The sequence below is a fragment of the Paracoccaceae bacterium Fryx2 genome (assembly GCA_032334235.1).
GTDB lineage: Bacteria > Pseudomonadota > Alphaproteobacteria > Rhodobacterales > Rhodobacteraceae > JAVSGI01.
In genome coordinates, this window is the sequence record JAVSGI010000003.1 from 480,389 (window position 1) to 506,742 (window position 26,354).

Consider the following 26,354-nt stretch of genomic DNA (forward strand, 5'->3'; position numbering starts at 1 on the left):
CACGGCGGCGGCGCGGTGAAATGCGACAGATCCTGTCGGTGACGGTGTCAGCGCCCCTTCCATTCCGGCGCGCGCTTCTCGGCGAAGGCCCGCGCGCCTTCCAGTTGATCCTCGCTGGCATAAAGCCGGTCCACCGTTGCCATCTGGCGCTTGGTCACGCGGTTCAGCGCGTCCTGAAAACGCAGGGCCTCGGCCTCGCGCACCACTTCCTTGATCGCGGCATAGACCAGCGGCGGCCCGCTTTCCAGCAGCCGCGCCAGATCCCAGGCCTTCGGCAGCAGGTCGTCCGGCGTGGTGATCTCCTTCAGCAGCCCCCAGTGCCGCGCCTCGTCGGCGTCGAACCAGCGCCCGGTCAGCAGCAGGTCCATCGCGACATGGTAGGGGATGCGCTTGGGCAGCTTGATGCTGGCGGCATCGGCCACCGTGCCCGACCGGATCTCGGGCAGCGCGAAGGTCGCATTTTCCGAAGCAAGGATCAGGTCGCACGAAAGCGCCAGTTCCAGCCCGCCGCCGCAGCAGATGCCGTTGACAGCGGCGATCACCGGCTTGTTGAGGTTCGGCAGTTCCTGCAGCCCGCCAAAGCCGCCCACGCCATAGTCGCCGTCCACCGCGTCGCCATCGGCCGCCGCCTTCAGGTCCCAGCCGGGGCAGAAGAACTTGGTGCCCTCGGCCCGCAGGATGCAGACCTGCAGGCTGTCATCGTCGCGAAAGGCGCGAAAGGTCAGGCCCATGATCCGGCTGGTGGCCAGGTCGATGGCGTTGGCCTTGGGCCGGTTTAGCGTGACCTCCAGAATGGCCCCCTCGCGCCGGGTGCGGATCGGGCCGTCAGTCAGCATCTGCATCGGGTGTCTCCATCATGATCAGGGCATCGACGGCCACGGCGCCCAGCGTGCCGACCATCAGCGGGTTGATTTCGATCTCGGCCAGATCGGGACGCGCCTGCATCAGCAGCCCGAGCCGACAGGCGGCATCGACCACCGCCGCCACATCGGCGCAGCGCCGCCCGCGATAGCCGTCAAGCAGCGGCCAGAGCCGCAGCCGCCGAAGCGCCGCCTCCACCTCCGCCGCAGTGACCGGCAGCACCAGCGTCACCGTATCGGCCAGAAGCTCCGCCGTCACCCCGCCGAAACCCAGCGTCAGCGTCACGCCATAGACCGGGTCGCGGCGCAGGCCCAGCAGCAGCTCCGCCCCCTCCGCCATCTCCTCGGCCAGATAGCCGGTGGCCCCCGGCATGTCGGCCTGCCCCGCCAGATCAGCCAGCCCCAGCCGCACCGCACCGGCCTCGGTCTTGTGGGCGAACCCCATGCCCTTCAGCGCCAGCGGTGGTGCCAGGTCGCGCGCCAGCGGCGCCAGCGCCGCCAGCGTCGGGGCGCTGACCCCGCGCGGCACCGCCACCCCCGCGCCCGCCAGCAGCGCCTTCGCGGAAGCCTCGTCCAGCATCGCCGTGGCCCGCGCCGCCCGCACCGCCAGCGGCCGCCACCCCGGCACCCCGCCCGGCGTCTGCGCCGCGCGCAACGCCCCCAGCGCCGCCTCCAGCCCCATGAGCGGTGCCACGCCGTCGGCCATCATCGCCTCGGCCATGCTCTCGTCGAAATTCTCGGACAGCGACGCCACCGGAAAGGCCGGCCTGCCCGTGGCCTTGCCGGCCGCCACGATGGCGTCAAGGGCAGGCCCGTAAGAGGAAGGGTCGCAGCGGTCGCGCCGTGGCGGGTCGATGACGAATATCCCCGCGTCGTAACCTTCAAGCATCGTGGTGAACACCTCGGTGGTGCGCGGCCCGTCGCCCCAGATGAAGGTGTGATAATCCAGCGGATTGGCAATCGCCACGATCGGCCCCAGCACCGCGCCCAGCCGCGCCCGCTGCGCCTCCGACGGCGGCGGAAACTCCAGCCCGAAGGGCGCCGCCAGATCGGCCACCAGCCCCGCCTCGCCCCCCGAGCACGACAGCGAACAAAGCCGCGTCCCGATCCGCGGCCCGTGAACGTGGAAGATCTTCAGCGTCTCCAGCAGTTCCGGCAGGGTGTCAACCTCCGCCACCCCGGCCTGTCGCAGGAACGCCCGCGACGCCACCCCGCCCCCGGCCAGCGCCGCAGTATGCGAGGCCGCCGCACTGCGCGCGGCCTCGGTCTTGCCCGCCTTGAGGCAGACGATCCCCTTGTCCGCCACCCGCGCCGCCTCGGCCAGCGCCGCCAGCCCCGGCGCATCGTCGATGCCCTCGACATACATCCCCAGCGCCGTCACCCGGTCGTCGGCCAGCAGCGCGCCCGCCAGTTCCGCCAGCCCGACCTGCGCCGCATTGCCGAGACAGGCGACATAGGCCACCGGCAGCCCGCGCGCCTGCATGGTAAGGTTGATCACGATGTTCGACGACTGCGACAGCAGCGCCACCCCCCGCGCCACCCGCCTGCCGCCATGCTGGTCCGGCCAAAGGAGCGCCCCGTCAAGGTAGTTGATCACCCCATAGCAGTTCGGCCCGAGGATCGGCATCCCGCCCGCCGCCGCCACGAGACGCGCCTGCAGGTTCGGCTCGCCCGCCTCGGTCCAGCCCGAGGCAAAACAGATCGCCCCCCCCGCGCCCAGTGCCGCAAGCTCCGCCACCACCTCGACCGTGGCATGGCGGTTGACCCCGACAAACACCGCGTCCGGCACGCCGGGCAGCGCGGCAATCGAAGCGAACGCGGGCAGCCCGCCGACTGTCGCCTTGGCGGGATGCACCGGCCAGACCGGCCCGGCAAAGCCCATCGCCGCGCATTGCTCGATGACGTTTTCGGCCCAGACCGACCCGAGTACGGCGATGGAGCGTGGGCGGAGGAGGCGGGAGAGGTCTCTCATGTCCGGGCTCCGCGCCCTGTGACCTGGCGCCGGGGGCTCTGCCCCCGGACCCCCGGGATATTTTCAAACAGAAGAAAGGCTGGGCGACGCTCTGTCCCCAGCCAAGGGGACAGAGAATCTTCTCCTGTTACGGTCATCGGCGTCCCCGCCTGTACCGTGAGATCAGTCTGGCGAATCAGGATTAACATTTCGTTTCTTCTGTTCAAAAATATCCCCGCCGGAGGCATCAAAAGTTCTCAGGCCCCCAGTGGCCGCAGGAGATCGCGCGCGATGATGTGGCGCTGGATCTCGGACGTGCCGTCCCAAATCCGTTCCACCCGCGCATCGCGCCAGAAACGTTCCAGCGGCAGGTCGTCCATCAGCCCCATGCCGCCGTGCACCTGGATCGCGCGGTCCGTCACCCGCGCCAGCATCTCGGTGGCATAGACCTTGGCAGAGGCGATCTCGCGGTTGGCGGGCAGGCCCTGGTCCAGCCGCCAGGCAGCGGCGAGGGTCAGCCAGTCGGCGGCGTCGATTTCCGTGATGGAGTCGGCCAGCTGGAACCCGACACCCTGGAACCTGCCGATCGGCTGGCCGAACTGCCGCCGCTGTGCTGCATAGTCGAGCATCAGGTCGAACACCCGGCGGGCGCGGCCGACGCTCATCGTGGCGGCGGTGATGCGGGTGGCGTAAAGCCAGTCGTTCATCACGGCAAAGCCGCCGTCGACCTCGCCCAGCACCTGGGCATCGGGCAGGCGGCAGTTGTCGAAGTCGAGGATCATGTTCCTGTAGCCGCGATGGCTGACCGAGCGGTAGCCGTCGCGGATGGTGAAGCCGGGGGTGCCGCGATCCACCAGAAAGGTGGTGATCTTCTTCTTTGGCGCCCCTGCCGTGTCCTCGACCCCGGTCGCCACGAAGACGATCACGAAATCGGCGTGCTCGGCGCCCGAGATGAAATGCTTGGTGCCGTTGATCACCCAGTCGCCGCCGTCGCGCCGCGCCGTGGTCTTCATGCCGCGCACATCTGACCCTGCATCGGGTTCGGTCATCGCCAGCGCGTCCATCCGCTCTCCGCGCACCGCGGGCTTGAGGTAGCGTTCGATCTGTTCGCCCTTGCATGCCATCAGAATGTTCTGCGGGCGCCCGAAGAAATGCGTCAGCGCCATCGAGCCGCGCCCCAACTCGCGTTCGACCAGCGCGAAATCGACATGGCCAAGCCCGGGGCCGCCGACGCTTTCGGGGAAGTTGCAGGCATAGAATCCCAGATCCAGCGTTTTCCGCCTGATCTCGGCGCCAAGCTCGGGCGGCACGAAGCCCTGCTGTTCCACCAGCCGTTCGTGCGGGTAGATCTCGGTTTCGACAAAGCCGCGCACCGTCGCGACTATCATCTCCTGTTCCGCGGTCAGGCCGAAATCCATCAGGCTCTCCCTTGACCGATGGCGCGGCCGGCCGTTTCGGGCAGCGTAAGCGCCTGGTGGGCGGCGGCAATCGGCAGCAGCCGGTCGAGGATCGCGGCCGGGGCGGCGCAGGTCTTGCCCCTGCCCATGTCGACGTGCAGCAGCATCTGTTCCAGCGTCGCCAGCAGCACGCCGCCCCGCGAGATGCGGATGAACACCCGAAGCCGCTTCTCGTCGGCCGCCAGCACCTGCACCGTGCCGGTCAGCGCGTCGCCAACCTTCGCCTCGCCCAGATGCAGGATATGGGTCTCGGCGGTGTAGTAGCTGAAGCCGGTCTTCACATAATCCACATCGGCGCCGATGAAGCGCAGGAAGGCATCGACCGTTTCCGACGAGGCGAACAGGTAGCGGCTTTCGGTCATGTGGCCGTTGTAGTCGATCCAGCCCGGCAGCACCTGCATCCGCGCCATTTCCAGCGGCGCGGCGGTGTCGGGCGCGGGGTCGGCCAGCGCCAGCCTGCGGCGCTCGTCATGCTCGCGCAGCACGCGGCCCGCCCCCCAGTTGCGCTCTTTCAGCACGCGCAGGAAGCCGATCAGGTTGCTGTCGCGGATGCGTTCCAACTCGCGGATGCTGTGATGCCCCGACTGCGCGTCCGACTGCCCTGCGATCAGGTCCACCAGCGCGTCGTTGAACTCGGGCACGTCGGTCAGCCTGGTCCAGGGCCAGGCGAGGCAGGGCCCGAACTGCGCCATGAAATGCTTCATCCCGGCCTCGCCCCCCGCCACGCGGTAGGTCTCGAACAGCCCCATCTGGCCCCAGCGCAGGCCAAAGCCCATGCGGATCGCCTCGTCGATCTCCTCGGTGGTTGCGACGCCGTCCTTCACCAGCCACAGCGCCTCGCGCCACACGGCTTCCAGAAAGCGGTCCGCGATATGGGCGTCGATCTCCTTCCTGACATGCAGGGGAAACATTCCGATCTGGCGCAGGATGTCCTTGGCGCGCTCGATCGCCGCCGGGTCGGAGGCCGCCGAGGGCACCACTTCGGCCAGCGGCAACAGGTAGACCGGGTTGAACGGATGCACGACAAAGATCGTGGCGGGGTTGGCAGCGCCCTCCTGCAACTGCGACGGCTTGAATCCGCTGGTCGATGACCCGATCAGCGTGTAGGGGCAGGATTGCTGGATCTGTGCAAACACCCGATGCTTCAGGTCAAGACGCTCCGATACGGATTCCTGAATATAGTCCGCACCTTCCACTGCTTCCCTGATGCTTTGCGCGAAGTGCAGCGCGCCTTCGGCAGGCATCGGAATGTCCGACAAGGATGGCAGCGCCGCGCGCGCATTCGCCAGCACCTCGCCGATCTTGCGCGCGGCCTCGGGGTCGGGGTCGAACACCGCCACATCCCAGCCGTTCAGCAGGAACCGCGCCGCCCAGCCGCCGCCGATCACGCCGCCGCCAATGATCGCGGCCTTCACAGCGGTGCCCGCTTGTTCAGGTTCAGCTTCGCCCGCACCTCGGCCGGGGTGATCACCCGCGCCCCGAGGCTGGAAATGATCGTCACCGCCTTTTCCACCAGTTGCGCATTGGTCGCCAGCACCCCCTTGTCAAGCCACAGGTTGTCCTCCAGCCCGACCCTCACGTTGCCGCCCGCCAGCACCGCCGCCGCAACATAGGGCATCTGGTTGCGCCCGATGCTGAAGGCCGACCAGTGCCAGTCGGCGGGCACGTTGTTGACCATGGCGAGGAAGGTGTTCAGATCGTCCGGCGCGCCCCACGGCACCCCCATGCAAAGCTGCACCAGCACCGGCGCCGGGATCACGCCCTCCCGCACCAGTTCCCTGGCAAACCACAGGTGCCCGCTGTCGAACGCCTCGACCTCGATCCGCACGCCGGCATCCCGCATCCGCGCGCCCATGTCGCGCAGCATCCCCGGCGTGTTGACCATCACATAATCGGCCTCGTTGAAGTTCATGGTGCCGCAGTCGAGCGTGCAGATCTCGGGCCGGCAGGCCACCACATGCGCCACCCGCTCGGCCGCCCCGGCCATGTCGCTGCGCGGCGACATCCGCCCCATCGCCTCGGTGCCGTCGAACAGCAGGTCGCCCCCCATCCCCGCCGTCAGGTTCAGCACCACGTCGGTCGCACTGTCGCGGATCCGCTCCGTCACCTCCCGATACAAAGCCCCGTCGCGCGACGGCTTCCCGGTCCCGGGGTCGCGCACATGGCAATGCACCACCGCCGCCCCGGCCTTTGCCGCCGCAATCGCGCTTTCGGCAATCTCGGCCGGGCTGCGCGGCACATGCGGGCTGCGGTCTTGGGTGCCCCCCGATCCGGTGATGGCACAGGTGATGAAAACCTCGCGGTTCATGGTCAGCGGCATGGGGCCTCCTTGGTCTGGCCCGAACCTTAGCGGGATTGCACGGCGACGCTTTGCGATTTACGAAGGAAGCATGTCACAAAGCGCAACAATCTTCGCCCCCGCCAGCACGCCCCTGACCATCGCCCTGCTGGTCCTGCCGCAATCCTCGATCCTCGAGGTGGCCTGCACGCTTGACCCGCTGCGCGCCGCCAACCGCCACCTCGGCACCGAGAGCTACCGCTGGTGCGTGGTCTCGCCCGACGGCGCGCCGGTGCCGCTGACCTGCGGCATCGAGCTGCCCTCCACCGGCCCGCTCGCCCGCGCCGAAGGGGCCGATGCGCTGATCGTGATCGCGGGCTATGCCCAGGCCGAGGTCGCCACCCGCCCGCTGATCCGCGACCTGCGCCGAATGGCACCGCGTTTCCGCGCCATCGGCGGCATCGACGCCGGAACATGGGTGCTGGCCCGCGCCGGGCTGCTCGACGGCCACCGCGCCACGGTTCACTGGGAAGACCTCGAAGACCTTGCCGCCGCCCACCCCCGGATCGACGTGCTGCCCGACCGTTTCGTGCTGTCGGGCACGCGCTTCACGGCGGGCGGCGCCGCCCCGGCCGCCGACCTGATGCTGCACCTGATCCGCGCCCGGCACGGCGCGGCCCTCGCCCGCCAGGTCGCGGCCTCGTTCATCACCACCGCCCGCGACGGTGCCGAACCCCAGATCAGCCCCGCCGCCCCCGACACCCGGCTCGACCCCCGCATCGCCCAGGCCGTCGCCCGGATGGAATCGCACCTCGACGCGCCCGAACCCGCCAGCGCCACCGCCCGCGCCGTCGGCCTCTCGCCGCGCCGCCTCGAAACCCTGTTCCGCGCCCAGCTCGGCCTGACCCCCGGCGCCTATGCGCTCGACCTGCGCCTCGCCGCCGCCCGCCGCATGGTCACCGACACCAGCCACCCCCTGGCCGAGGTCGCGCTGCGCTGCGGCTTCTCCTCGCCCGCCACGCTCGGCCGCGCCTTCCGCAACCGCTTCGGCACCGCCCCCGGCCAGCTCCGCCGCCAGCGCTGACCCGCCCCCCAGCTTCTTCTGTTTCCAAATATCCCGGGGGTGGGCCCGGCACGGGCGAGGGGGCAGCGCCCCCTCCCTTCCCTCAGGCCGCGTCCAGCAGCCCCCGCCCCTTCAGCAAAGCCTCCACCCCCGGCATCCGCCCGCGGAACGCGGTATACAAGGCCTCCGCCTCCTGCGACCCGCCCGCCGACAGGATGAACCGCTCCAGCCGCGCCGCCACTTCCGGGTCGAACGGGTCGCCCGCCTCCTCGAAGGCGGCAAAGGCATCCGCGTCCATCACCTCCGACCACATGTAGCTGTAATAGCCCGAGGAATAGCCGTCGCCCGAGAAGATATGCGCGAAATGCGGCGTCGCGTGCCGCATCCGTATCGCGCGCGGCATCCCCAGCCCTTCCAGCACGTCCGCCTGCGCCGCCATCGGGTCGGCCGGGGCCGCCCCTTCGTGAAAGGCCAGATCCACCAGCGCCGACGAGATGAACTCGACGGTGGCAAAGCCCTTGTCATAGGTGCCCGCCGCCAGCAGCCGCTCCCGCATGTCGGCGGGCATCGGCTCCCCGGTCTGCCAGTGCCGCGCGTGCTTCTCCAGCACTTCGGGCACCTCCAGCCAGTGCTCGTAAAGCTGGCTCGGCAGTTCGACGAAATCGCGCGCCACCGACGTGCCCGAGATGAAGCCATAGGTCACATTCGACAGCATCTGGTGCAGCGCATGGCCGAACTCGTGGAACAGCGTCCGCGCGTCGTCATAGGACAGCAGCGCAGGCGCACCCTTGGCGAAATTGCACACGTTCACCACGATGGGCCGCACCTCGCCCCCCAGCTTGCGCTGGCTGCGGATCGCCGAACACCAGGCACCCGAGCGTTTCGAGCCGCGCGCGAAATAGTCCCCGATGAACACCGCAACATGGTCGCCCTTGCGCGTCACCTCCCAGGCCCGCGCATCGGGATGGTAAAGCGGCAGGTCCAGCGCGCGGAATTCCAGCCCGAACAGCCGGTTCGCACAGTCGAACATCGCCCCCAGCATCGCCTCCAGACCCAGATAGGGCTTCAGCGCCGCCTCATCCAGATCATGCTCCGCCCGGCGGCGCTTCTCGGAATAATACCGCCAGTCCCAGGCCTCCAGCGCGCCGTTGACGCCCTCGGCGTGCATCATGTCTTCCAGCACGGCGGCATCGGCCTCGGCCCGCCCCTTGGCCGGCGCCCAGACCCGCATCAGCAGGTCGCGCACCGCCGCCGGGGTCTTGGCCATCTCGGGTTCCAGCTTGTAATCGGCAAAGCTGGCATAACCCAAGAGCGCGGCCCGCTCGGCCCGCAGCGCCAGAATCTCGGCCGCTACGGCCCGGTTGTCGGTGGCATTGCCATTGGCACCCCGCAGCCCCCAGGCCTCATAGGCGCGCTGGCGCAGCTCGCGCCGGGGCGAGAACTGCAGGAACGGCACCATCAGCGAGCGGTTCAGCGTCACCACCGGCCCCGGCTGCCCCCGTTCCGCCCCCGCCGCCCGCGCGGCTTCCACCACGAAATCCGGCAACCCCTCCAGATCGTCCTCGGCCAGCGGCATGAACCAGTCGCGCTCGTCGGCCAGCAGGTTCTGGCTGAACGCCGTCCCCAGCACCGCCAGCCGCGATTTCACCGCCGTCAGCCGCGCGGCCGCCTCCCCTTCCAGCAGCGCGCCCGACCGCACGAACATCTGCCGGTAAAGCGTCAGCACCCGCAGTTGTTCCGGCGCCAGCCCCAGCGCATCGCGCCCCTGCCATAGCGCCTCGATCCGCCCGAACAGCGCGCGGTTGTTGGTCACCTCCGACGCGAAGGCTGACATCTTCGGCGCCAGATCGCGCTGCAACGCCTCGCGCGCCTCGGTGCTGTCGGCCCCTGCAAGGTTGTAGAACACCCCCGACACCCGGTCGAGCAGCCCTTCGGCCAGTTCCAGCGCCGCAATCGTATCGTCAAACCCCGGCGCCTCCGCCGATCCGGCAATCGCCGCGATATTGGCCCGCGCCTCGGCCAGCGCCGCATCGAAGGCCGGGGCAAAATCCCCGTCCCCGATCGCGTCAAACGGCGGCATCCCGAACGGCAGGTCCCAGTCGGACAACAGCGGATTGGTCATGGCAGGTCTCCTTTGCGCCCAAGCTAGGTCCGTCCCCGCCCGGCGTCCAGCCCAACCGCACCCCCCGCGCCGCGCCGGGCGCGCCAAACCCTTGCCAACCGGTTAACAGATTTGACGCATTCGAGCATTTTCAAAGCGTTGCACGCCTTTTCACGCGTGAAACCCGCCCCTGCCCCTTCTTCTGTTCCCAAATATCCCCGGGGGTGCGGGGGCAGGCAGCCCCCGCCGCCGGCCACGCGACTACCCCCGGCCGCCCCGCCGCAGCCGCGCCTCAACCCGCCGCAAGCCCAGCGACAGTGTGACCGTCATCGTGAGATAGATCAGCGCCACCACGTTGTAGGTCTCGAAATAGCGGAAGTTCCCCGCCGCCGTCACCTTCCCAAGCTGGGTGATGTCCGTCACCCCCAGCACCGACACCAGACTGGAATCCTTCACCATCGCCACGAAATCGTTGCCATAGGGCGGCAGGATGGTGCGGAAGGCCTGCGGGAACACGATGTGGCGAAACCGCTGCCAGCGGCCCAGCCCCAGCGCCTCGGCCGCCTCGATCTGTCCCGGATCGACCGACTGCAACCCGGCGCGGAAGATCTCGGCCAGGAACGCGGCATAGGCCAGCGTCAGCGCGATCACCGCCCGCCACAGCAGCGGGAAGTCGCGCGTCGTGACCGGCGGCAGCCCGGTCCAGCCGGTCGCCCAGTTCCAGCCCGCCACCAGCCCAGGGGCCAGCACGAAGGCGACATACAGAAGCAGCACGATGATCGGAATGCCCCGCATCACCTCGACATAGAAGCGCGCCACCTGCCGCAGCACGATGAACCGCGACCCCGCCGCCAGCGCCAGCCCCAGCCCCAGCGCCGAGGCCATCGCATAGGCGACCAGCGTGACGAACACCGTGATCCAGATGCCCTTGGCCAGCGTCGCCAGCACCTGCGCATAAAGCCCGTCGGTCGCCACCCGCCAGAACAGGTAAAGGCCGATCCCGGCCAGCAGGATCAGCCAGTACGGGAAATCCCCGTCCGCGTTGCGCCGTGGCGGCACCGGGTCAGGCCGCCGCCCGCCTCAGCCGCCGATCTTGAAATCGAGGAACCATTTCTTGTCCAGCGCATCCATCGTGCCATCCGCCTTCATCGCGGCAATCGCCGCGTTGACCGGGGCCACCAGATCCGACCCCTTGGGGAAGATGAAGCCGAAATCCTCGGTCCCCAGCTTGTCGCCGACGATCTTCAGCGTGCCGTCCGAGGCCGCGACATAGCCCGCCCCCGCCGTCCCGTCGGTCAGCACCAGATCGACATCGCCCGCCCTGAGCGCCTGCACCCCGGCGCCGAAGGTCTCGAACAGCTTGATGCGCGGGTTGGCCTCGTTGCCGTCCAGCACCTCGTAGACGCCGACATAGAACGGCGTGGTGCCGGGCTGTGCAGCCATCACCAGCGCCTCGTCGGCGCCAAAGCTTTTCGCATCAGTGAAACGGGTCTCGTCGGCCCGCACCAGCATCACCATTTCCGAGCGCATGTAGGCATCCGAGAAATCGACCATCTCCTTGCGGTCGTCGCGGATCGTGATCCCGGTCATGCCAATGTCGTATTGCCCGCCCGACACCGCCGGAATCATCGCGTCCCAGCTGGAGTTTTCATACTTCGCCACGGCATTCAGGCGCTTGGCGACCTCGGCCATCGCGTCGTATTCCCAGCCCACCGCCGCACCCGAGGCATCGACGAACTGAAGCGGCGGATAGGCGTTTTCGGTCACCACGACAATCTCGCGCCCCGCCAGATCGGGCAGGGCCTGGGCAAACGTGGCGGTCGCGGCAAAGGACATGGCAAGCCCGGCAAGGGCGGCAATCGGTTTCATCGGTGAACTCCTGACTCGAGGCGATGCCGGAGTATGGCCGAGGCAGCGGGGGCAGCGCAAGCGGGGGCAAGGGGGTGCCGCGCGCGTTGAGCAGCGGATCGTGCTCCGGCTGGTCAAGCGGTCAACCGGCCCCTTCAACTTGCCCTCACCGCCCCGCACACCGGGCAGTCGTCGCGGCGCCTTGCGGTCATCACCCTTGCGTCGCCGTAAAGCGCATCGAAGATCATCAGGCGGCCGCGCAGGCCCTCGCCCGCGCCGGTGATCGCCTTGACGGCCTCCATCGCCATCATCGCGCCGATGATGCCCGGCAGGGGGGCGGCGACGCCGGCCTCGGCGCAGGTCGGCACCAGGCCGGGGGCCGGCCGTTCGGGGAACACGCACTGGAAGCACGGCCCGCCGCGCGACGGGTCGTAAAGGCCGATCTGCCCTTCCCATTGCGTGATCGCCGCTGAAATCAACGGCTTGCCCACCGCCACCGCGACGCGGTTCGCCAGATAGCGGGTGTCGAAATTGTCGGACCCGTCAAGGATCAGGTCGTAATCGGCAAAAAGGTCGGCGGCAATCGCCTCGGTCAGGCGCCGCCTGTAGGGCCGCACCGTGATGAACGGGTTCAGCGCCAGCATGGCGAATTCGGCCGAGCGGACCTTGTCGGTCCCGATCCTTGCGTCGGTGTGGATGATCTGGCGCTGCAGGTTCGACGACTCGACCACATCGTCGTCGATCACCCCGATAACCCCCACCCCCGAGGCGGCCAGATACAGCAGCGCGGGCGACCCCAGCCCCCCGGCCCCGATCACCAGAACGCGGGCATCCTTCAGCCGCCGCTGACCCGGCCCGCCGATCTCGCGCAGCAGGATGTGGCGGGCGTAGCGGGTCAGCTCGGCCGGGCGGAAGGCACCGGGGGTCAGCGCCGGTTCCGGCACCGCGCGCACCCGGCGCAGCCGCGCCAGACCCGCGCGATAGGCCGCAACCAGCCCCGCCACCCCGGCCAGCACCAGCCAGACCTCGGCCGAACTGCCGGTGGCAAGCCGCAGCGGGGCACCATCGGGCAGCGCCAGATGCAGCGTCACCACCCCGACCCAGACCGCCGCGACCATGCCCGCCCGCAGGCGAAGGGGCGCCCGCAGCAGCGCACCGATGCCCCACAGCATTGCCATCAGGCCCAGAACCAGCAGCATTCAGCCTGCCCCCGTCGCGGCGGGGCCGGGCGGGCGCAGCGGCATCCGGCCGACGCAAGCGGCGCCGGTGGCGCGGGGAAAGGGCATTTCTCGCATCGGGTGCCTTTCGGCCGTCTGGCATGCTGGCTGCAATCCTAGCCCGGCGATGGCGGCCGGTGCCACGGTAAACTGTGTCGGCCCGGCCATTGGTCAAGCGAGGCCGGTCGATCCGAAACCGCCGCTGCCGCGCCCGGTGTCGGACAGGCGGTCCACCTCGACCGCCGGGTAGCGCCGGACATCCGCGATGACGGCCTGCGCGATGCGGTCGCCGTGGCGGATGGTGAACGGCTCGGCGCCCAGATAGTAAAGACCCACCATCACGCCACCCCGGTAATCCTCGTCGATGGTGCCGGGGCTGTTCGGGATCAGGAAGCCGTGGCGCAGCGCCAGACCCGAGCGGGGACGCACCTGCATTTCGGTATCGGGCGGCAGCTCGACGCAGAACCCGGTCGGGATCAGGGTCAGCTGGCCCTGCACGAAGGTGACCGGCCCATCGGGCAGGAAGGCGCGCAGGTCCATGCCCGCCGCCCCGGCCGTGGCATAGGCGGGCAGCGGCAGGTCGGTGTTGCCCGCCACCCGCATGAATCTGATTTCGGACATCCTTGCATCTCCTGATCCGGCAACGGTCGCGCTGCCGGCTGCCTGCCAGGGCGGGACGGTTGCTGCTGCGTAACGTCAGTGAAGCCTTCCGCGCGCCAATTCAAGCCTTGCGCGCGGGGCGCCGGGCCAGACCGCCGTGCAGCCGGGGCCGCGACCCGGCCCGCAGACCCGGCGGCTCGGCCCGGCGTCAGGCAGTTCCGGCCCTGCTGCCTGGATTCCTAAAGGGCTGCGTTGGCGCGGCTGATCAGGTCTTCCAGCCGCACCGGGCCGCACCCCGGGGTGGCGGTGGCAGCGCGCAGGCTGCGGCCGTCAGGCCCGGCGGGGCCGGATCGCGCGCGGCCTGCGGCGGGGTCAGCGACCATCGGTTTCCCGTCGGTCATTGCCCTGCCCTGCGGTGCCGGAGGCGGGCCGCGGCCCTGCCGCAACCGGCTGCGGCCGACCGATCGGCGCGTGCAGTTGCGCCCGCCCGCGCCCGGCATGTTTGGCGGCATAGAGCGCCTGATCGGCATCGTTCAGCATCTGGTCGAGCGCCGGGGTGGCGTAGCTGGTCGAGATCGTCATGCCGATGCTGGCGGAAATCCGGCAGGTCTGGCGTTCAAAGGTCATCGGCGTGCTGAGCTTGGCGATGATGCGCCGCGCGATCGTCTCGATCGGGCCGGGTTCGGTCAGGCCGGGCAGGACGATGACGAATTCGTCGCCCCCCACCCGGGCAACTGTATCGCCCGAACGGGTTTCCTCGCGCAGGATGCGCGCGACGGCACTCAGCACGAAATCGCCTGCGGCGTGGCCCATCGTGTCGTTGACCGCCTTGAAGAAATCGAGGTCGATGTGCATCAGCCCGAAGGCGGTGCGCGCCCCCAGAATCCGCGCCATTGCCAGATCGAGTGCCCGGCGGTTGCGCAACCCGGTCAGCGTGTCGGTCAGCGCCTGTTCCTCGGCCGCGGTCTTGGCGCCCTGCAGGCGCAGGTTCAACTCGCCCAACTCCTCCATCACGGCCGATTTCGCCTCGACCAGATAGAGCAGTTCCACCGCAAGGTCGGTCGCCGCGAAATCGGCATCCGTCAGGGCATGGATGCGCACCGCCTCGACCACCGCGATGCCGAAGGAAAGGTTGAGCACGATGCCCAGCCCGTCGGCCAGTGGCACCGCAAGACCGCGAAACCCCGGCGAAGGCTGGCCGCGCAGCGCCAGATACAGCCGGTCGCCGCTGCGGCTGCGCAACGCGGCGATGTCGGTGATGCCGCCGGGCCGGCGGATCTCGAACAGGTCGAAGACATCGCGGCCGATCAGCCGGGTGTCGGGGCACAGCTTGCGCAGGGTCGGGCCTGCGGCAAAGACATGGCCGGTGGCCGACAGGCACAGATGCATCGGCATCAGCCGGTCGAGTGCCGTGCATTCCAGACGAACCTCGGACTCTCGCGCCCCCCCGTCCATCATGGGCCCGCCCACGCCGCCAGATCGAAACTGCGCCCGGCGGCGAAGCCGGTTTCCAGCAACTGGATCGCGATCACCTCACCCTCGGGCCCGGCCCCCTGATGCTCCAGCAGGACCAGCGCGCCGTAGTCGTCCGCCATGGCACGCAACAGGCCCAGAATGACATGCCCGGCCCCGGCGATCGGCGACCGGCACAGCAGCGAAAAGGCTTCGGGGGCGTGATCGCTGACCTCCAGCACCGGCAGGTCAAGATCGGGCAGCGCCAGCCGCGCACGGCCCGGCAGATCCTCCAGCGAGTGGAGGAAATCGACGAACCCCACCCCCCCGAACCGCAGCAGGCGGCGCAGGCGTTCGGAATTTTCGTGCGATACCAGATAGGTGCCGAGATCTTCCAGCACCGAATCGCGCGGCCGGTCCAGCACCCGGGCCGCCGCCGCGATCACCGCCTCGGTCAGCGCGGGGTCATAGGTCAGCATCGGCTCGAAGCTTTCGAATTCCAGCCCGGCCTCGCGCGTCACGGCAGCCCAGAGGGCGGCACCATAGGTGTCGCGCAGGAAACACTGGATCGACCTGTTGATGAGCCCGTGCATTGCCGCCCCCCGATTCATCGGAATAGTAGGCAGCAGCCGTTAACAAATGACTTAGCCCCGCTTCAGGGCAGCAAGACCAGCGCGCCCGCCTGCAGGCGGCGGAACGGCACCGGCTCCAGCACCGGGGGGGTGGCCTGAAGTGCTGCGATCAGCGCGGCCGTGGTCCCCGGATCGGGCAGCGCACCGGGCAATGCCCCGACCTGAAGGCGCCGCACGCCCCCCTCGTCCGTCGCGAAGCCATGATACTGCACGCTGCCCCCGAAGCTGCGCAACAGCACCATCGCCTCTTCGCCCGCGATGTCGGGCCAGAAATCGCCCACCACCATGACGCAGCCCGGCTGCCCGCCGGGCAGGGCGGTGCGGCACAGGTCCAGCCAGTCGCGCTGCTCGGCAACGGTCAGGGCCGCCAGATAGCGGTCCCGCTCCGCCGTCGCCCCGGGAGGCTGGACCGGCAGCAGGTCACGCAGCAGGTCGCGCACGTCCTGCGCGACACCCATCGGCGCCCCGGGGGCCGGGGCGGCCTCGCTTCCGGCCAGCCGCATCGCCAGCGCCGCATGTTCCGGCAGGACCGCCAGTTCCTCCAGGCGTGCCTGCGCCCGTGCCCCCGGCCGCCCCCAGTCGGCCAGCGCGGCAAGATCCAGCGCATCGGCGCCGCTGCGACCGGATTCGTAGCGCACCACCTGGTTGCGCGCCGAAATCGCCTCGGCATTCAGGATGGGTGACAGCCAGACCGCCGCCACCGCGACCAGCACCAGCGCCATGGTGATGTTGCCCTGCCGGATGCGCTCCATCCAGCCCGGGCCGCGCAGCACCGCCAGCGCATAAAGCACGCCATAGCCGACGCCCAGCCCGGCGGCGATGAAGGCGAACAGGCGGTCCGGCGTGACACCGTACTGATCGGCCCGCAGCCAGACCGCCCAGGCCGCCAGCCCGGCGGGCACCGGCAGCAGCAGCGCCAGCACCTGCGTCGCCCGCGGCATGAAGACCCCGGTCACCGCGTCCTCGTCGCTCTGGTCGATCGCGGTGGAAACCAGCGTCGCCGCCGCCCCTGTCATCGCCAGCAGGATCGTCGCCGCGGAAAGCCGGCCGAGAACGCCCGAAAGCCCCTGCATTGGCAGCGCCACGATGAACAGCACCATCACCGCCAGCACGACCGGCAGCAGCAGGCGCAGGAGGCGCAGCACGAGGAAGGGCGAGACCAGGTCGGAAAGCTCGGTCACCACCGCCAGCCCCAGCCCCAGGCACGCCCCGGTGATCAGCCAGGCCACCAGCGGTTCCCCGAGCAGATCCCCGAACAGCGACACCCCGACCATGTTCAACAGCGCCTCCGACAGCGCCAGCAGCACCCAGACCATGGCCACGAACAGCCAGGCGCTGGCATAGCGCACGACGACGGTCCAGCTCTGGAGGAACAGGACAGGATAGTTGTGCCAGCCCGGCCCCTGCGCCGCGACGATGAAGGGCAAGGGCACCAGCGCAACCACCGCCGACGCGAAAACCGGCAGACCCGAGTCGAACAGCCCGTCGACCGTGTCGAAGCGCAGGCTGGCCAGCACCAGCAGCGCCGCCACTGCCGCGGCCACGGCCAGCGCCCCGGCCGCGGCGCGGCGGATCGGCAGGGGCCCGGCCATCGCCAGCAGCCCGGTGAAGAAACTGGCGGCAAAGGCGGCCAGACCCAGGGCCAGGCGGTCGGGCAGCAGGTGCTGATCGAGCAGCTCCGACAGCAGGAACAGGCTTCCCGCCGCCAGGGCACCCAACAGCGCCATCGCCCCTCGCGCCCTCGTGCCGCTGTCCATCGCCTGCCCTCCGTCCGTTTTGCGGCAAGCTAGCGCGGACGCACGCCAGATGCCAGCCGGGGCGTGCCGCGTCGGCGCCGGCAACCCCGCCGCGCCCGGCAAGGCGCAGGTGCCCAAGAGTTTTCCAGGAAAACTCTTGCAAAATCCTTCAAAGGATTTTGGCGCTTGCCGCACCCCCGGGCGTGCGCGCCCCGCGACGGCGCATCGGGTCGCCGTCGCGGGTCATGCTGCCCGGTGCCACAGACCCCGCCCCCCCTTCAGAAGTCTGTCGGCGCGCCGCCTTCCTGCTTGCGCCTTGCCACGAAGCGGCGCAGGTCTTCGCGGTGGTCGCCGTTCATCGGCGGCTCTTCGAATTCCTCGAGGATGGCCTTGTAGATGCGGTGCGCCCGTTCCGGCGTCCACAGCGCGCCATCCTGCTGCCAGGCCTCGTAGTTGCGCCAGTCGCTGACAAAAGGCGCGTAGAAGGCGGTGGCGTAACGGTCCTGGGTGTGCTGGCAGCCGAAATAGTGCCCGCCGGCGCCAACCTCGCGGATCGCGTCCAGCGCGATGTCGTCATCGGTGGTGGCGAACGTCGCCTCCTCGAAATAGCGCTGGATCATCTGCAGCACCTCGCAGTCCATCACGAACTTCTCGGGGCTGGCGATCAGGCCGCCTTCAAGCCAGCCCGCGGCGTGATAGACCATGTTGGTCCGGCTCTGCACCGCCGCCCAGAGGCTGTTCGAGGTTTCCCACATCGCCTGACCGTCCGGGATGTTGGCGGCACAGACGCCCGACGAGCGCAGCGGCAGCTTGTAGAACCGCGCAAGTTGCCCGGTCATCTGGGTCGCGCGCATGTATTCCGGCGTGCCGAACGCCGGGGCGCCGGATTTCATGTCGACGTTCGAGGTGAAGGTGCCGATCGCCACCGGGCAGCCCGGATTGATGAATTGCAGCAGCGCGATGGCCGACAGCCCTTCGGCCAGCGACAGCGCCACGGCGCCGGCCATCGTCACCGGCGCCATCGCACCGGCCAGCGTGAAGGGCGTCACGATCACCGGCTGGCCGCGCCGCGCCAGCCGCATCGCGCCATCCAGCATCGGATAGTCGTGTTTCAGCGGCGAGACCGAGTTGATGTTGGTATACATCCGGGGCTTGGCGTCGAACTCGTCATGGCTGAGGCCCCCGGCCAGCCGGGTCATCTCCATCACGTCCTCGACCCGCTCCGCCCCCAGCGAATAGGCGTGCACCACCTTGTCGGTCAGGGTCAGCTTTTCATAGAGGCAATCGAGGTGGCGCACCGCCGGGTGGATGTCGATCGGTTCCACCGGATAGCCGCCCGCGACGTGGATGCAGTTGAAATACTGCGTCAGCTTCATGAATTCCCTGAACGTCTCGAAATCGCCCGACCGCTTGCCGCGCTCCAGATCCCAGGCGTTGGGCGGGCTGGAGACGTTGACGAACACCATGTGCCTGCCGCCGATGATGATCTCGCGATCAGGGTTGCGCGGGGTGATGGTGAAGCTTTCCGGCACGGTGGCCAACATTTCCATCACGAAAGCCTCGTCCATCCGCACGTTGGTGCCGCTCACCTTGCAGCCCGCGCGTTTCAGGATCGCCACCGCGTCGGGGTTGAGGAACTCGATTCCGATCTCGGACAGGATCCGCATCGCGCCGCGGTGGATCGCCTGCACCCCCTCCATGTCGATCGGTTCGGTCGGCCGGTCGGGGTTGACCGGGATGCGCCACGGCATCTGGTCGATCACCGCGCTGCCCGCGCGCTGCTTGTTGCCGGCACGCCCCCCGGCGCGGCGCTTGCGGGCTGGTTCCTCGGTCATCGCCTGTCCTCCGTCGCGCCGCGCGGGGTGCGGGCTTTTGACGGAAGATGACCGAAAGCCCCGCCCGATGGACACTTTGTTTCCGACGAAAAGGCGTCGTTTTTCGCGCAGGTCAGGCGTCGGCGTGCGAAAGGCTGTCGAGCCAGCCCGCCAGCCCGCCGATATCGGCCAGGATCGCATCGGCATGGGGCGCGAGTTCGGCCGGTTTCGCGATGCCGGTCAGCACCGCCACGGTGTGCATGCCCGCTGCCCGGCCCGCCATCAGGTCATGGCTGCTGTCGCCCACCATCACCACCTCGGCCGGATCGAGGCCCATCATCCGGGCAAAGGCCAGCAGCATCCCCGGTTCAGGCTTGGCGCCATACCCCGAATCCGCCCCGGCGATGAAATCGAACAGTTCGTCGATGCCGTGGCTTTCCAGATGGGTGCGGGCGGGAAGTTCGGTGTCGTTGGTGGCAAGGCCCAGCCGCAGGCCGCGCGCCCTGAGCGCGGTCAGAAGTGGCGCCAGCGGCACCGCCTGCGCCATTTCCGCCCCCGCCGCCAGCAGGTTCATCCGGCGCGCCAGCGTCAGATGCGTCATTCCCGGCAGATGCGGCAGAAGCACGTCGGCAATCTCGTCGGTGGTGGCGGCGATCACCGGGCTGTCGGGGGCAAAGGTGCCGGTGTCGAGGTCGTAGCCCAGCACCTGCCCAAGCGCGCGGGCGTGGCCCTCGTCCCGCGCCATTTCGCGCAGCACGCGCGCGGCCCAGCCGCCCCAACTGCGCCGGAAGTCGAACAGCGTGCCGTCCTTGTCGAAAATCACGCCCCGGATCATGCCCTGCCCCCCTGATTGCGGCGCAGAGTGGCCGCAAGGGCCGGGAAATGCAATCGCATCACGTCCAGTGCATCTCGCCGCCGCCGGGCAGGGCGGCGCGGGCCTCCATCGGTGCCTGATAGGGCAGGCCGCAGGCGTCGCAGAAGGCGATGATCCAGGCATCATCCATCAGCAGGAAGTCGAGCACCGCCCCCAGAAACACCGGATTGCGTGCGCCCGCCGCCAGATCGCCGACCGACGACCCGCTGGCGCCAAGGAACACCGGCAGCAGGTCTTCATTGCCAGACAGCCAGCCCAGTGCCTGCAGGGCGATCGTCTCGGCGCTTTCTTGCCGGTTCATGCTGCGTGTTCCCCGTGTTTTGCCGGTCCGGCACCTGCCGGGCCGGAAGTGCCGACAATTGGATGACAACTGGAAAGGATTTCTTAACCAAATCGCCGCAAAACTGAAGCACAGAAGTTCCCACGTAAAGCGGACATCAGCAACCATGGTCGGCAAGATCCTCATCGTCGATGACGTTGCGACAAATCGCATCGTTTTCAAGGTCAAGCTGGGAGAGGCGTGCTATCAGCCGCTGTTGGCCGGCGACGGTGCGACATGCCTGAAGATGGCGCGGGAAGAGGCGCCGGACCTGATTCTGCTCGACCTGATGCTGCCGGACATGAACGGGATCGACGTGCTGCGCCGCCTGCGCGGCGACGCGGTGACCCGCGACATTCCGGTGGTGGTCTTTTCCGCCAGCCCTGACCCCGAGGCGAAGATGCAGGCGCTGCTGGCCGGTGCCGACGATTTCCTGTGCAAGCCGATCGACGACCAGATCCTGCTTGCCCGGCTGCGCAACCTGCTGCGCGCCCGCGAGGCCGTGGCCGACATGGGGCACCGCGATGCCACGCTGGCGGCGCTGGGGCTGGCCGAAGGGGCGGTGACCTTCGACGGGCCGGGGGTGGTGGCGCTGGTGACCGCGCGGCTGGAAACCGCGCTGCACTGGCGCAAGGGGCTGTCGGGCGTGCTGCATGACCGCCTGCTGGTGATGACCCGGGAAGAGGCGCTGGCCGAAGCCTTTCCGGGGCCGGGCGCCGCGGTGCCGGATGTCTTCGTGATCGAGGCCGATCTCGGCGGCAATGGCGCGGGCCTGCGCCTGATGTCGGACTTGCGGTCGCGCTCGGCCACAAGGCACGCGGCGGTCTGCATCGTGCGCGCCGAGTCTGCCACCGACAACGCGGCGATGGCCTTCGACCTTGGCGCCAACGATCTGGTCGATGCGGGCTTCAACCCGCGCGAACTGGCTATCCGGCTGCGCAGCCTGCTGCGGCGCAAGCGGCTGAACGACCGGCTGCGGGCCTCGGTCCAGGACGGATTGCGCCTGGCGGTGATCGATCCGCTGACCGGCCTTTACAACCGTCGCTATGCCATTCCGCACCTGGCCGCGATTGCCGAGGCGGGAAAGACGGCGGGCAGCGACTTCGCGGTGATGGTGATCGACCTTGACCGCTTCAAGTCGGTGAACGACCGCTTCGGTCATGCGGCCGGCGATACGGTGCTGGTCGAGGTGGCACGACGGCTGTCGGAGAACCTGCGCGCGGGCGACCTGCTGGCACGGATCGGCGGCGAGGAGTTTCTGGTCGCCCTGCCCCGCACCGGCCTGGCCGATGCCAGCACCACGGCCGAACGGCTGTGCCGCGTGGTGCAGGAACGGCCGATCCCGCTGAGCGGGGGGCGGGCGCTGTCGGTGACGGTGTCGATCGGCCTTGCGATCAGCAATCTTGGCCAGTCGCTGCACCTTGAACCGGTGGGCGCCGTGGTCGAGCGTGCCGACCGGGCCCTGCTGGTCGCCAAGGCCGAAGGGCGCAACCAGGTCACCATCAGCCGCACGGCAGCGTGAGCGCCCGGTGCCCGTCGCCCCGCGCACCGCGCCGACTGGCGCAGTGCCGGATGCGCGGCGCAGGGTGACGGCTGCGCAACGGGCGCGGCACGCGGGCCGGGCGGCGCTCGGCGGCAGGGGGCGGCGCGGTGCGGGCGACACGGTGCGGGGTCGGCGGCGCGGCGTCGGCGTCGTGCAATGACCGGGCGGCGCGCGGCGGCAGGGGGCGGCGCGGTGCGGGCGACACGGCGCGGCGCGGTGCTGCGGACACGGCGAGAAACCGGCGGCGTGCGATGACCTGGGGCGGCGCGCGGCGGCCGGTCAGGGGCCGGGCGCCTTGCCCCGGTCATCGGGCTTGCGGTCGGGGCGGCGGTCGAGGCTGGCCTGCAACCGGTCCGCAAACTGGCGGCGGGCGTCTGGTGTCATCGCCAGCAGATGAGCGGCCAGAAGGCCCTGCCCCAGTGTCAGCCGCTGCAGGCTGCGGGCGTTCTGCCGGTCGAGCGCGGCCTGCAGGGCGGCCGGATCGAACGGTTCCCGGCGCAGGGCCGCCAGAACTGCGGCCCATTCGGTGCGCATCTCGGCCCGGGCAGCCCGGAGGCCGGGGGCACGCTCGACGTAGGCGCGCCGCAGCGCATCGCGGTCTTCGGCAGACAGCGCGGCCGTGAAGGGGCCGAAGCCCGGATCGCGCTCGGATGCCGGGCGGTGCCCGCCGGGGCCGCCTTTCAGGAACGCCCCGGCGACCACACCCGCCACGCCGAGATTGACGGCCAGCGAGACCGCCAGCGCCACGCGCAGCCAGCGGCCGGGCGGGGGGACGGGCGTTTCGGCCAGAGGGGGAATGTCTGTCATGGGTCAGCCTTCCGGCAGGATGTCGTCAAGGTCGGGGATCAGCTCGACGATGTCGGTGGTCGTCTCGGACCAGAGCGCGCCGGTCAGCAGCAACACCGGGCCCGCCACCGGCGCGGGCTGGGCGAAACCGATCCAGACCCCGGCAAGGGCCGCGCTGCCCAGACCGGCCACTGCCCCGCCGCCGCCCAGCGCGCCGAGCAGCCTTCTCCAGATGCCCGGCGGCCCGGCGGCCGGGCGCAGCCGCACGGGCAGCGGGTCGCGCTGCCGGGGCTGATGCGCCTCGGCATCCTCCAGCACCCGCGCCAGCAGGGCGGGGCCGGGCTGCACGGGGGTGTTGCGGGCCGCAGCGAAAAGATCGTCCAGATCGGTGCCCTGCATCTCAGTCGCCTTCCTCGTATCCCAGATCGGCCCGCCGCCCCGCAAGCAGCGCGGCCAGTGCCCGTTTTCCCCTTGCGGTCAAACTTTCGACCGCTTCCACTCCGATGTCCATCACCAGCGCGATCTCGGGGTTGGTCAGCCCCTCGATATGGCGCAGCACCACCGCCTGCCGCTGCCGGTCGGGCAGCGCGTCGAGGGCGGCCTGCAGCGCGGTCATCCGGTCGGCCTCGATCAGCGAGGCCACCGCACCGGGGGCCGCATCGGCCACGTCGGGCGCGTCGTCCAGCGTGGCGGTGCCGCGCCTTTGCCGCCCGCGCAGCCGGTCGGTGCACAGGTTGGTCACCACCCGGTAGAGCCAGGTGGAAACCTGCGCCTCGCCGCTGCGCCAGCCCGGCGCCATCCGCCAGAGCCGCAGCATCGCCTCCTGCGCCACGTCCTCGGCCTCGGCCCGGTCTGACAGCAGGCGCGCGGCATAGCCCAGCACCCGTGGCGTCAGCCGCAGGGTAAGGGCGCGTGCGGCCGCGCGATCCCCCCTGGCATAGAGGCCGAGCAACGCCTCGTCCGAGACTTCCGAGAGGGCATCAAGGGGCATGTCCATCGTGCCTCGGGCTTAGCCGCAATACCTGCACCACGCAATTGCCCCGCCCGGACGTGCCCGGACGGGGCGAACCTGTCCGATCAGGGGCGGGGGGCGCCGCCGCGCTTGCCCATGCGGTCCTGCATCCGGGCCTTCATGGCATCGGCCTCGGCTTGCGAGATCGCCCCGTCGCCATCGGTATCGACATGCGCGAAGATCGGCGTCCGGGAGGGGCCGGCCGCCAGTTCGGCGGCGCTCAGCAGGCCGTCGCCGTCGCTGTCCATCCGGGCAACCATGCCCTGGGCACGGGCGGTGGCCATGGCGGTCATCCGTTCAAGTTCCATCGCGGCCAGTTCCTCGACGCTCATCTTGCCATCGCCATTGGCATCGGCCTTGGCGACGCGCGCCGCACGCTCGGCGTTCAGCTCGGCGGGGGTGATCTTGCCGTCCTTGTCGGCATCCAGCATCTCGAAGTTCAGCATCGGCATCGGGCCGTCAGCCGGGCCGCCCATGGGGCCGTCGCCCGCGCCGCGACCATGACCGCGATCCGCCAGGGCGGCCGTCGACAGACCGGCCACGGCAACGGCGGTGATCACGAGCGTGGTGAAGAGGGATTTCTTTTGCATCGTCGTCTCCTATAGTCGGCGGAACGGCCTGTCGTCCTGCCTTGTGAAGGAGAAACGCCGCAGAACGGCGCTTCCGTCGCGGCGTCTGCGATATTTTGCGGCATCGCGATGCAGGACGGCCGCGCACACCCTACCTTTCCCGGGGAAGATGGCTATAATAGATGTATCTTGTGGATAAGATTAACCCTGCCGCCGGAAGCATGAAAGCAATGACCGATCAGAACCTGATACTGGACGATGACCGGCCTATGGGGTCGGCCATGATGCGTGGCTGGCGGCGGCGCTGCCCGAACTGCGGGTCAGGCCCGCTGCTGCGCAGCTATCTGAAAGTGCGCGAAAGCTGCCCGGTGTGCGGCGAGGCGCTGCACCATCAGCGCGCCGACGACGGGCCGGCCTATCTGACCATCCTGATCGTGGGGCACCTGATGGCGCCGCTGATCCTGTGGGGCTTCGTCACCTGGCGGCCCGATCCGCTGCTGCTGGCCACGATCTTTTCGGTGGGCACGGTCGGTCTGTCGCTGTATCTTCTGCCACGGCTGAAGGGGGTGCTGGTCGGCATCCAGTGGGCGCGGCGGATGCATGGCTTCGGGATTGACGACTGACATTCTGGTGCCGCGCGATGCGGCGACCATCATACTGATGCGGCAGGGGCGCGTCGGGGCCGAGGTGCTGATGGGCCAGCGCGGCGCTGCGGCCGCCTTCATGCCGTCGAAATACGTCTTTCCCGGCGGCGCGGTGGATGCGGGCGACGCGGCCGTGCCGCTGGCCGCGCCGCTGGATGCCCTGTGCGCTGCGCGGCTGACCGGGGGCGGGGCAGACGGCGCCGCACTCGCCGCCGCCGCGATCCGCGAACTGTGGGAGGAAACCGGGCTGGCGCTGGGCCGCCCGGGTCGGTGGCCGGGGGATGTGCCCGCGGGCTGGGGCGGGTTTGCCGCGCGCGGGCTGGTGCCTGCCGCATCGGGGCTGCGCTTCGTGTTCCGCGCCATCACCCCGCCGGGGCGCAGCAGGCGGTTCGACGCGCGGTTCTTTCTGGCCGATGCCGCGGGCATCGACGGCGACAGCGCCGATTTCAGCGCCGCTTGCGATGAACTTTCGCATCTGCACTGGATCGGGCTGGCCGAGGCGCGGGCGCTGGACCTGCCCTTCATAACCGAGGTGGTGCTGGCTGAAATCGGCGCCTTGCTGCGCGACGGGCCAAGCCCCGTCGGCGTGCCGTTCTTCGACAATTCCGGCCCCCGCCCGACCTTCCGGCGCATCGTCTAGGCGACGGCGACGATGCCCAGAATGCCCAGGGCCAGCAGCGCCATCCCCGCGATCTCGCGCCCGCGCAGCCGTTCGCGGAACACCAGCACCGAGACGAGGGCCGAAAACACCAGTTCCACCTGCCCCAGACTGCGCACGTAAGCCGCGTTCATCAGCGCGAAGGCCACGAACCAGCCCAGCGACCCCAGCACGCCCGTCAGCCCGACCAGCGCCGTTCGGCGCCAGGCGGCGGCGACGCGGCCGACCTCGCCGGGTTCGCGCCATACCAGCCAGGCACCCAGCAGCAGCGTCTGGAACGTGGTCACCGCCGCCAGCGCCACTGTCGCGCGGAACAGCGCCGAGGGGTCGGCAATCTCCAGCGTCGCCCCGCGGTAGCCGATGGCCGAGAGGCCGAACAGCGCCCCCGCCGTCAGCCCCAGCCCGACGCCGCGGTTGAACAGCCCCGCCCGCCCCCAGCCCTGCGGCGGCCGCGTCAGCAGCAGCACGCCGAGCGTGCCGACCAGTATCGCCCCCCAGCCGGGCAGGGACACCGGCTCGCCCAGCACCAGTGCCGAAAACACCGCCACCAGCACGATCTCGGATTTGGTGAAGGCGATGCCCACGGCGAAACTGCGCTCGGAAAACAGCGCGACGGTGCAGAGCGTGGCCAGGATCTGCGCCACGCCCCCCGCCATCACGAACCCCCAGAAGGCGGCCGTAGGTGGCGCAAGCTCATGCCCGGCCAGCAGCAGCGCGGCAAGGCCGCAGGCCGCCAGAGGTGCCGCGAACAGGAAGCGCGAGAACGTGGCGCCACCGGTGGAAAAGCCCAGCCCCTTCAGCCGCTTTTGCAGCATGAAGCGCAGGGTCTGCACCGCGGCGGCGGCGATGGTGACGGGAATCCACAGGGTCATCGCCCCTGATGCCACGCGCCGCACGGGGCGTCGAGGGCGGCAAGGGGGTATTTAAGCCAAGAAGAAAC

Annotated in this window: 26 protein-coding genes; 4 read left to right on the forward strand and 22 right to left on the reverse strand. The window is 69.7% G+C overall.

Going from position 1 to position 26,354, the window contains the following annotated elements:
* Nucleotides 1-47: 47 nt before the first annotated feature.
* The 5 genes from RNZ50_03315 to RNZ50_03335 all read right to left on the reverse strand — a co-directional run bounded on the left by RNZ50_03315 (nucleotide 48) and on the right by RNZ50_03335 (nucleotide 6,588).
* Entirely contained in the window at nucleotides 48-836 is a 789-nt protein-coding gene (locus RNZ50_03315; protein ID MDT8854076.1) for a carnitinyl-CoA dehydratase, read from the reverse strand.
* The gene (locus RNZ50_03320) at nucleotides 826-2,832 is read right to left on the reverse strand and encodes an acetate--CoA ligase family protein (GenBank protein ID MDT8854077.1); all 2,007 of its coding nucleotides are present in this window, start codon (nucleotides 2,830-2,832) and stop codon (nucleotides 826-828) included. The genes RNZ50_03315 and RNZ50_03320 overlap by 11 nt, the downstream gene beginning before the upstream one ends.
* Nucleotides 2,833-3,068: 236 nt before the next feature.
* Nucleotides 3,069-4,229, reverse strand: a complete 1,161-nt coding sequence (locus RNZ50_03325) for an acyl-CoA dehydrogenase family protein (protein MDT8854078.1) — start codon at nucleotides 4,227-4,229, stop codon at nucleotides 3,069-3,071.
* Entirely contained in the window at nucleotides 4,229-5,683 is a 1,455-nt protein-coding gene (locus tag RNZ50_03330; protein ID MDT8854079.1) for a carnitine 3-dehydrogenase, read from the reverse strand. The genes RNZ50_03325 and RNZ50_03330 overlap by 1 nt, the downstream gene beginning before the upstream one ends.
* The gene (locus tag RNZ50_03335) at nucleotides 5,680-6,588 is read right to left on the reverse strand and encodes a 3-keto-5-aminohexanoate cleavage protein (GenBank protein ID MDT8854080.1); all 909 of its coding nucleotides are present in this window, start codon (nucleotides 6,586-6,588) and stop codon (nucleotides 5,680-5,682) included. Before RNZ50_03335 ends, RNZ50_03330 begins: the two co-directional genes overlap by 4 nt.
* A gap of 70 nt (nucleotides 6,589-6,658) precedes the next feature.
* On the opposite strand from RNZ50_03335, the gene RNZ50_03340 reads away from it, so the two are divergent.
* On the forward strand, nucleotides 6,659-7,630 hold the full coding sequence (locus RNZ50_03340) for a GlxA family transcriptional regulator (protein MDT8854081.1): 972 nt from the start codon (nucleotides 6,659-6,661) through the stop codon (nucleotides 7,628-7,630).
* A gap of 82 nt (nucleotides 7,631-7,712) precedes the next feature.
* On the opposite strand, the gene RNZ50_03345 is transcribed toward RNZ50_03340, so the two are convergent.
* From RNZ50_03345 to RNZ50_03400, 12 genes are all read right to left on the reverse strand, one after another.
* Complete coding sequence (locus RNZ50_03345) at nucleotides 7,713-9,731, reverse strand: M3 family metallopeptidase (protein MDT8854082.1); 2,019 nt, start codon at nucleotides 9,729-9,731, stop codon at nucleotides 7,713-7,715.
* A gap of 240 nt (nucleotides 9,732-9,971) precedes the next feature.
* Nucleotides 9,972-10,769, reverse strand: coding sequence for an amino acid ABC transporter permease (locus RNZ50_03350; protein ID MDT8854083.1), 798 nt, complete (start codon nucleotides 10,767-10,769; stop codon nucleotides 9,972-9,974).
* Between the two features lie 21 nt (nucleotides 10,770-10,790).
* On the reverse strand, nucleotides 10,791-11,579 hold the full coding sequence (locus tag RNZ50_03355) for a transporter substrate-binding domain-containing protein (GenBank protein MDT8854084.1): 789 nt from the start codon (nucleotides 11,577-11,579) through the stop codon (nucleotides 10,791-10,793).
* A gap of 134 nt (nucleotides 11,580-11,713) precedes the next feature.
* The gene (locus RNZ50_03360; GenBank protein MDT8854085.1) at nucleotides 11,714-12,757 is read right to left on the reverse strand and encodes a HesA/MoeB/ThiF family protein; all 1,044 of its coding nucleotides are present in this window, start codon (nucleotides 12,755-12,757) and stop codon (nucleotides 11,714-11,716) included.
* Nucleotides 12,758-12,946: 189 nt separating this feature from the next.
* Complete coding sequence (gene dut / locus RNZ50_03365; GenBank protein MDT8854086.1) at nucleotides 12,947-13,396, reverse strand: dUTP diphosphatase; 450 nt, start codon at nucleotides 13,394-13,396, stop codon at nucleotides 12,947-12,949.
* A 218-nt stretch (nucleotides 13,397-13,614) separates the two neighbouring features.
* Entirely contained in the window at nucleotides 13,615-13,776 is a 162-nt protein-coding gene (locus RNZ50_03370; GenBank protein MDT8854087.1) for a hypothetical protein, read from the reverse strand.
* Nucleotides 13,748-14,830, reverse strand: a complete 1,083-nt coding sequence (locus RNZ50_03375) for a diguanylate cyclase (protein MDT8854088.1) — start codon at nucleotides 14,828-14,830, stop codon at nucleotides 13,748-13,750. Before RNZ50_03375 ends, RNZ50_03370 begins: the two co-directional genes overlap by 29 nt.
* Nucleotides 14,830-15,420 carry a heme NO-binding domain-containing protein gene (locus tag RNZ50_03380; GenBank protein ID MDT8854089.1) on the reverse strand — a complete coding sequence of 197 codons (591 nt, stop codon included), beginning with the start codon at nucleotides 15,418-15,420 and terminating at the stop codon, nucleotides 14,830-14,832. Before RNZ50_03380 ends, RNZ50_03375 begins: the two co-directional genes overlap by 1 nt.
* Nucleotides 15,421-15,482: 62 nt before the next feature.
* The gene (locus RNZ50_03385) at nucleotides 15,483-17,216 is read right to left on the reverse strand and encodes a DUF4153 domain-containing protein (GenBank protein MDT8854090.1); all 1,734 of its coding nucleotides are present in this window, start codon (nucleotides 17,214-17,216) and stop codon (nucleotides 15,483-15,485) included.
* A gap of 257 nt (nucleotides 17,217-17,473) precedes the next feature.
* Entirely contained in the window at nucleotides 17,474-19,030 is a 1,557-nt protein-coding gene (locus RNZ50_03390; GenBank protein ID MDT8854091.1) for a trimethylamine methyltransferase family protein, read from the reverse strand.
* Between the two features lie 112 nt (nucleotides 19,031-19,142).
* Nucleotides 19,143-19,844: an HAD family hydrolase gene (locus RNZ50_03395; protein ID MDT8854092.1), complete on the reverse strand. Its 702-nt coding sequence runs from the start codon at nucleotides 19,842-19,844 to the stop codon at nucleotides 19,143-19,145.
* 58 nt (nucleotides 19,845-19,902) lie between these two features.
* A complete protein-coding gene (locus tag RNZ50_03400; protein MDT8854093.1) occupies nucleotides 19,903-20,184 on the reverse strand; it encodes a DUF3572 domain-containing protein in 282 nt (93 codons plus the stop codon).
* Nucleotides 20,185-20,329: 145 nt separating this feature from the next.
* Between RNZ50_03400 and RNZ50_03405 the strand changes: the two genes are divergently transcribed.
* Nucleotides 20,330-21,724, forward strand: coding sequence for a diguanylate cyclase (locus tag RNZ50_03405; GenBank protein ID MDT8854094.1), 1,395 nt, complete (start codon nucleotides 20,330-20,332; stop codon nucleotides 21,722-21,724).
* A gap of 300 nt (nucleotides 21,725-22,024) precedes the next feature.
* On the opposite strand, the gene RNZ50_03410 is transcribed toward RNZ50_03405, so the two are convergent.
* The 4 genes from RNZ50_03410 to RNZ50_03425 all read right to left on the reverse strand — a co-directional run bounded on the left by RNZ50_03410 (nucleotide 22,025) and on the right by RNZ50_03425 (nucleotide 24,133).
* A complete protein-coding gene (locus RNZ50_03410) occupies nucleotides 22,025-22,552 on the reverse strand; it encodes a periplasmic heavy metal sensor (protein MDT8854095.1) in 528 nt (175 codons plus the stop codon).
* Between the two features lie 3 nt (nucleotides 22,553-22,555).
* Nucleotides 22,556-22,930, reverse strand: a complete 375-nt coding sequence (locus tag RNZ50_03415) for a dihydroorotate dehydrogenase (protein MDT8854096.1) — start codon at nucleotides 22,928-22,930, stop codon at nucleotides 22,556-22,558.
* A 1-nt stretch (nucleotide 22,931) separates the two neighbouring features.
* Nucleotides 22,932-23,528 (reverse strand): RNA polymerase sigma factor, encoded by a 597-nt coding sequence (locus RNZ50_03420; protein MDT8854097.1) that lies wholly within the window; start codon nucleotides 23,526-23,528, stop codon nucleotides 22,932-22,934.
* A gap of 80 nt (nucleotides 23,529-23,608) precedes the next feature.
* Nucleotides 23,609-24,133 (reverse strand): EF-hand domain-containing protein, encoded by a 525-nt coding sequence (locus RNZ50_03425; GenBank protein MDT8854098.1) that lies wholly within the window; start codon nucleotides 24,131-24,133, stop codon nucleotides 23,609-23,611.
* Between the two features lie 209 nt (nucleotides 24,134-24,342).
* On the opposite strand from RNZ50_03425, the gene RNZ50_03430 reads away from it, so the two are divergent.
* Entirely contained in the window at nucleotides 24,343-24,735 is a 393-nt protein-coding gene (locus tag RNZ50_03430; protein MDT8854099.1) for a DUF983 domain-containing protein, read from the forward strand.
* Nucleotides 24,725-25,396 (forward strand): NUDIX hydrolase, encoded by a 672-nt coding sequence (locus tag RNZ50_03435; protein ID MDT8854100.1) that lies wholly within the window; start codon nucleotides 24,725-24,727, stop codon nucleotides 25,394-25,396. Before RNZ50_03430 ends, RNZ50_03435 begins: the two co-directional genes overlap by 11 nt.
* Here RNZ50_03435 and RNZ50_03440 read toward each other — a convergent pair.
* On the reverse strand, nucleotides 25,393-26,286 hold the full coding sequence (locus RNZ50_03440) for a DMT family transporter (GenBank protein ID MDT8854101.1): 894 nt from the start codon (nucleotides 26,284-26,286) through the stop codon (nucleotides 25,393-25,395). The two genes, RNZ50_03435 and RNZ50_03440, sit on opposite strands and share 4 nt — an antisense overlap.
* Nucleotides 26,287-26,354: the final 68 nt, after the last annotated feature.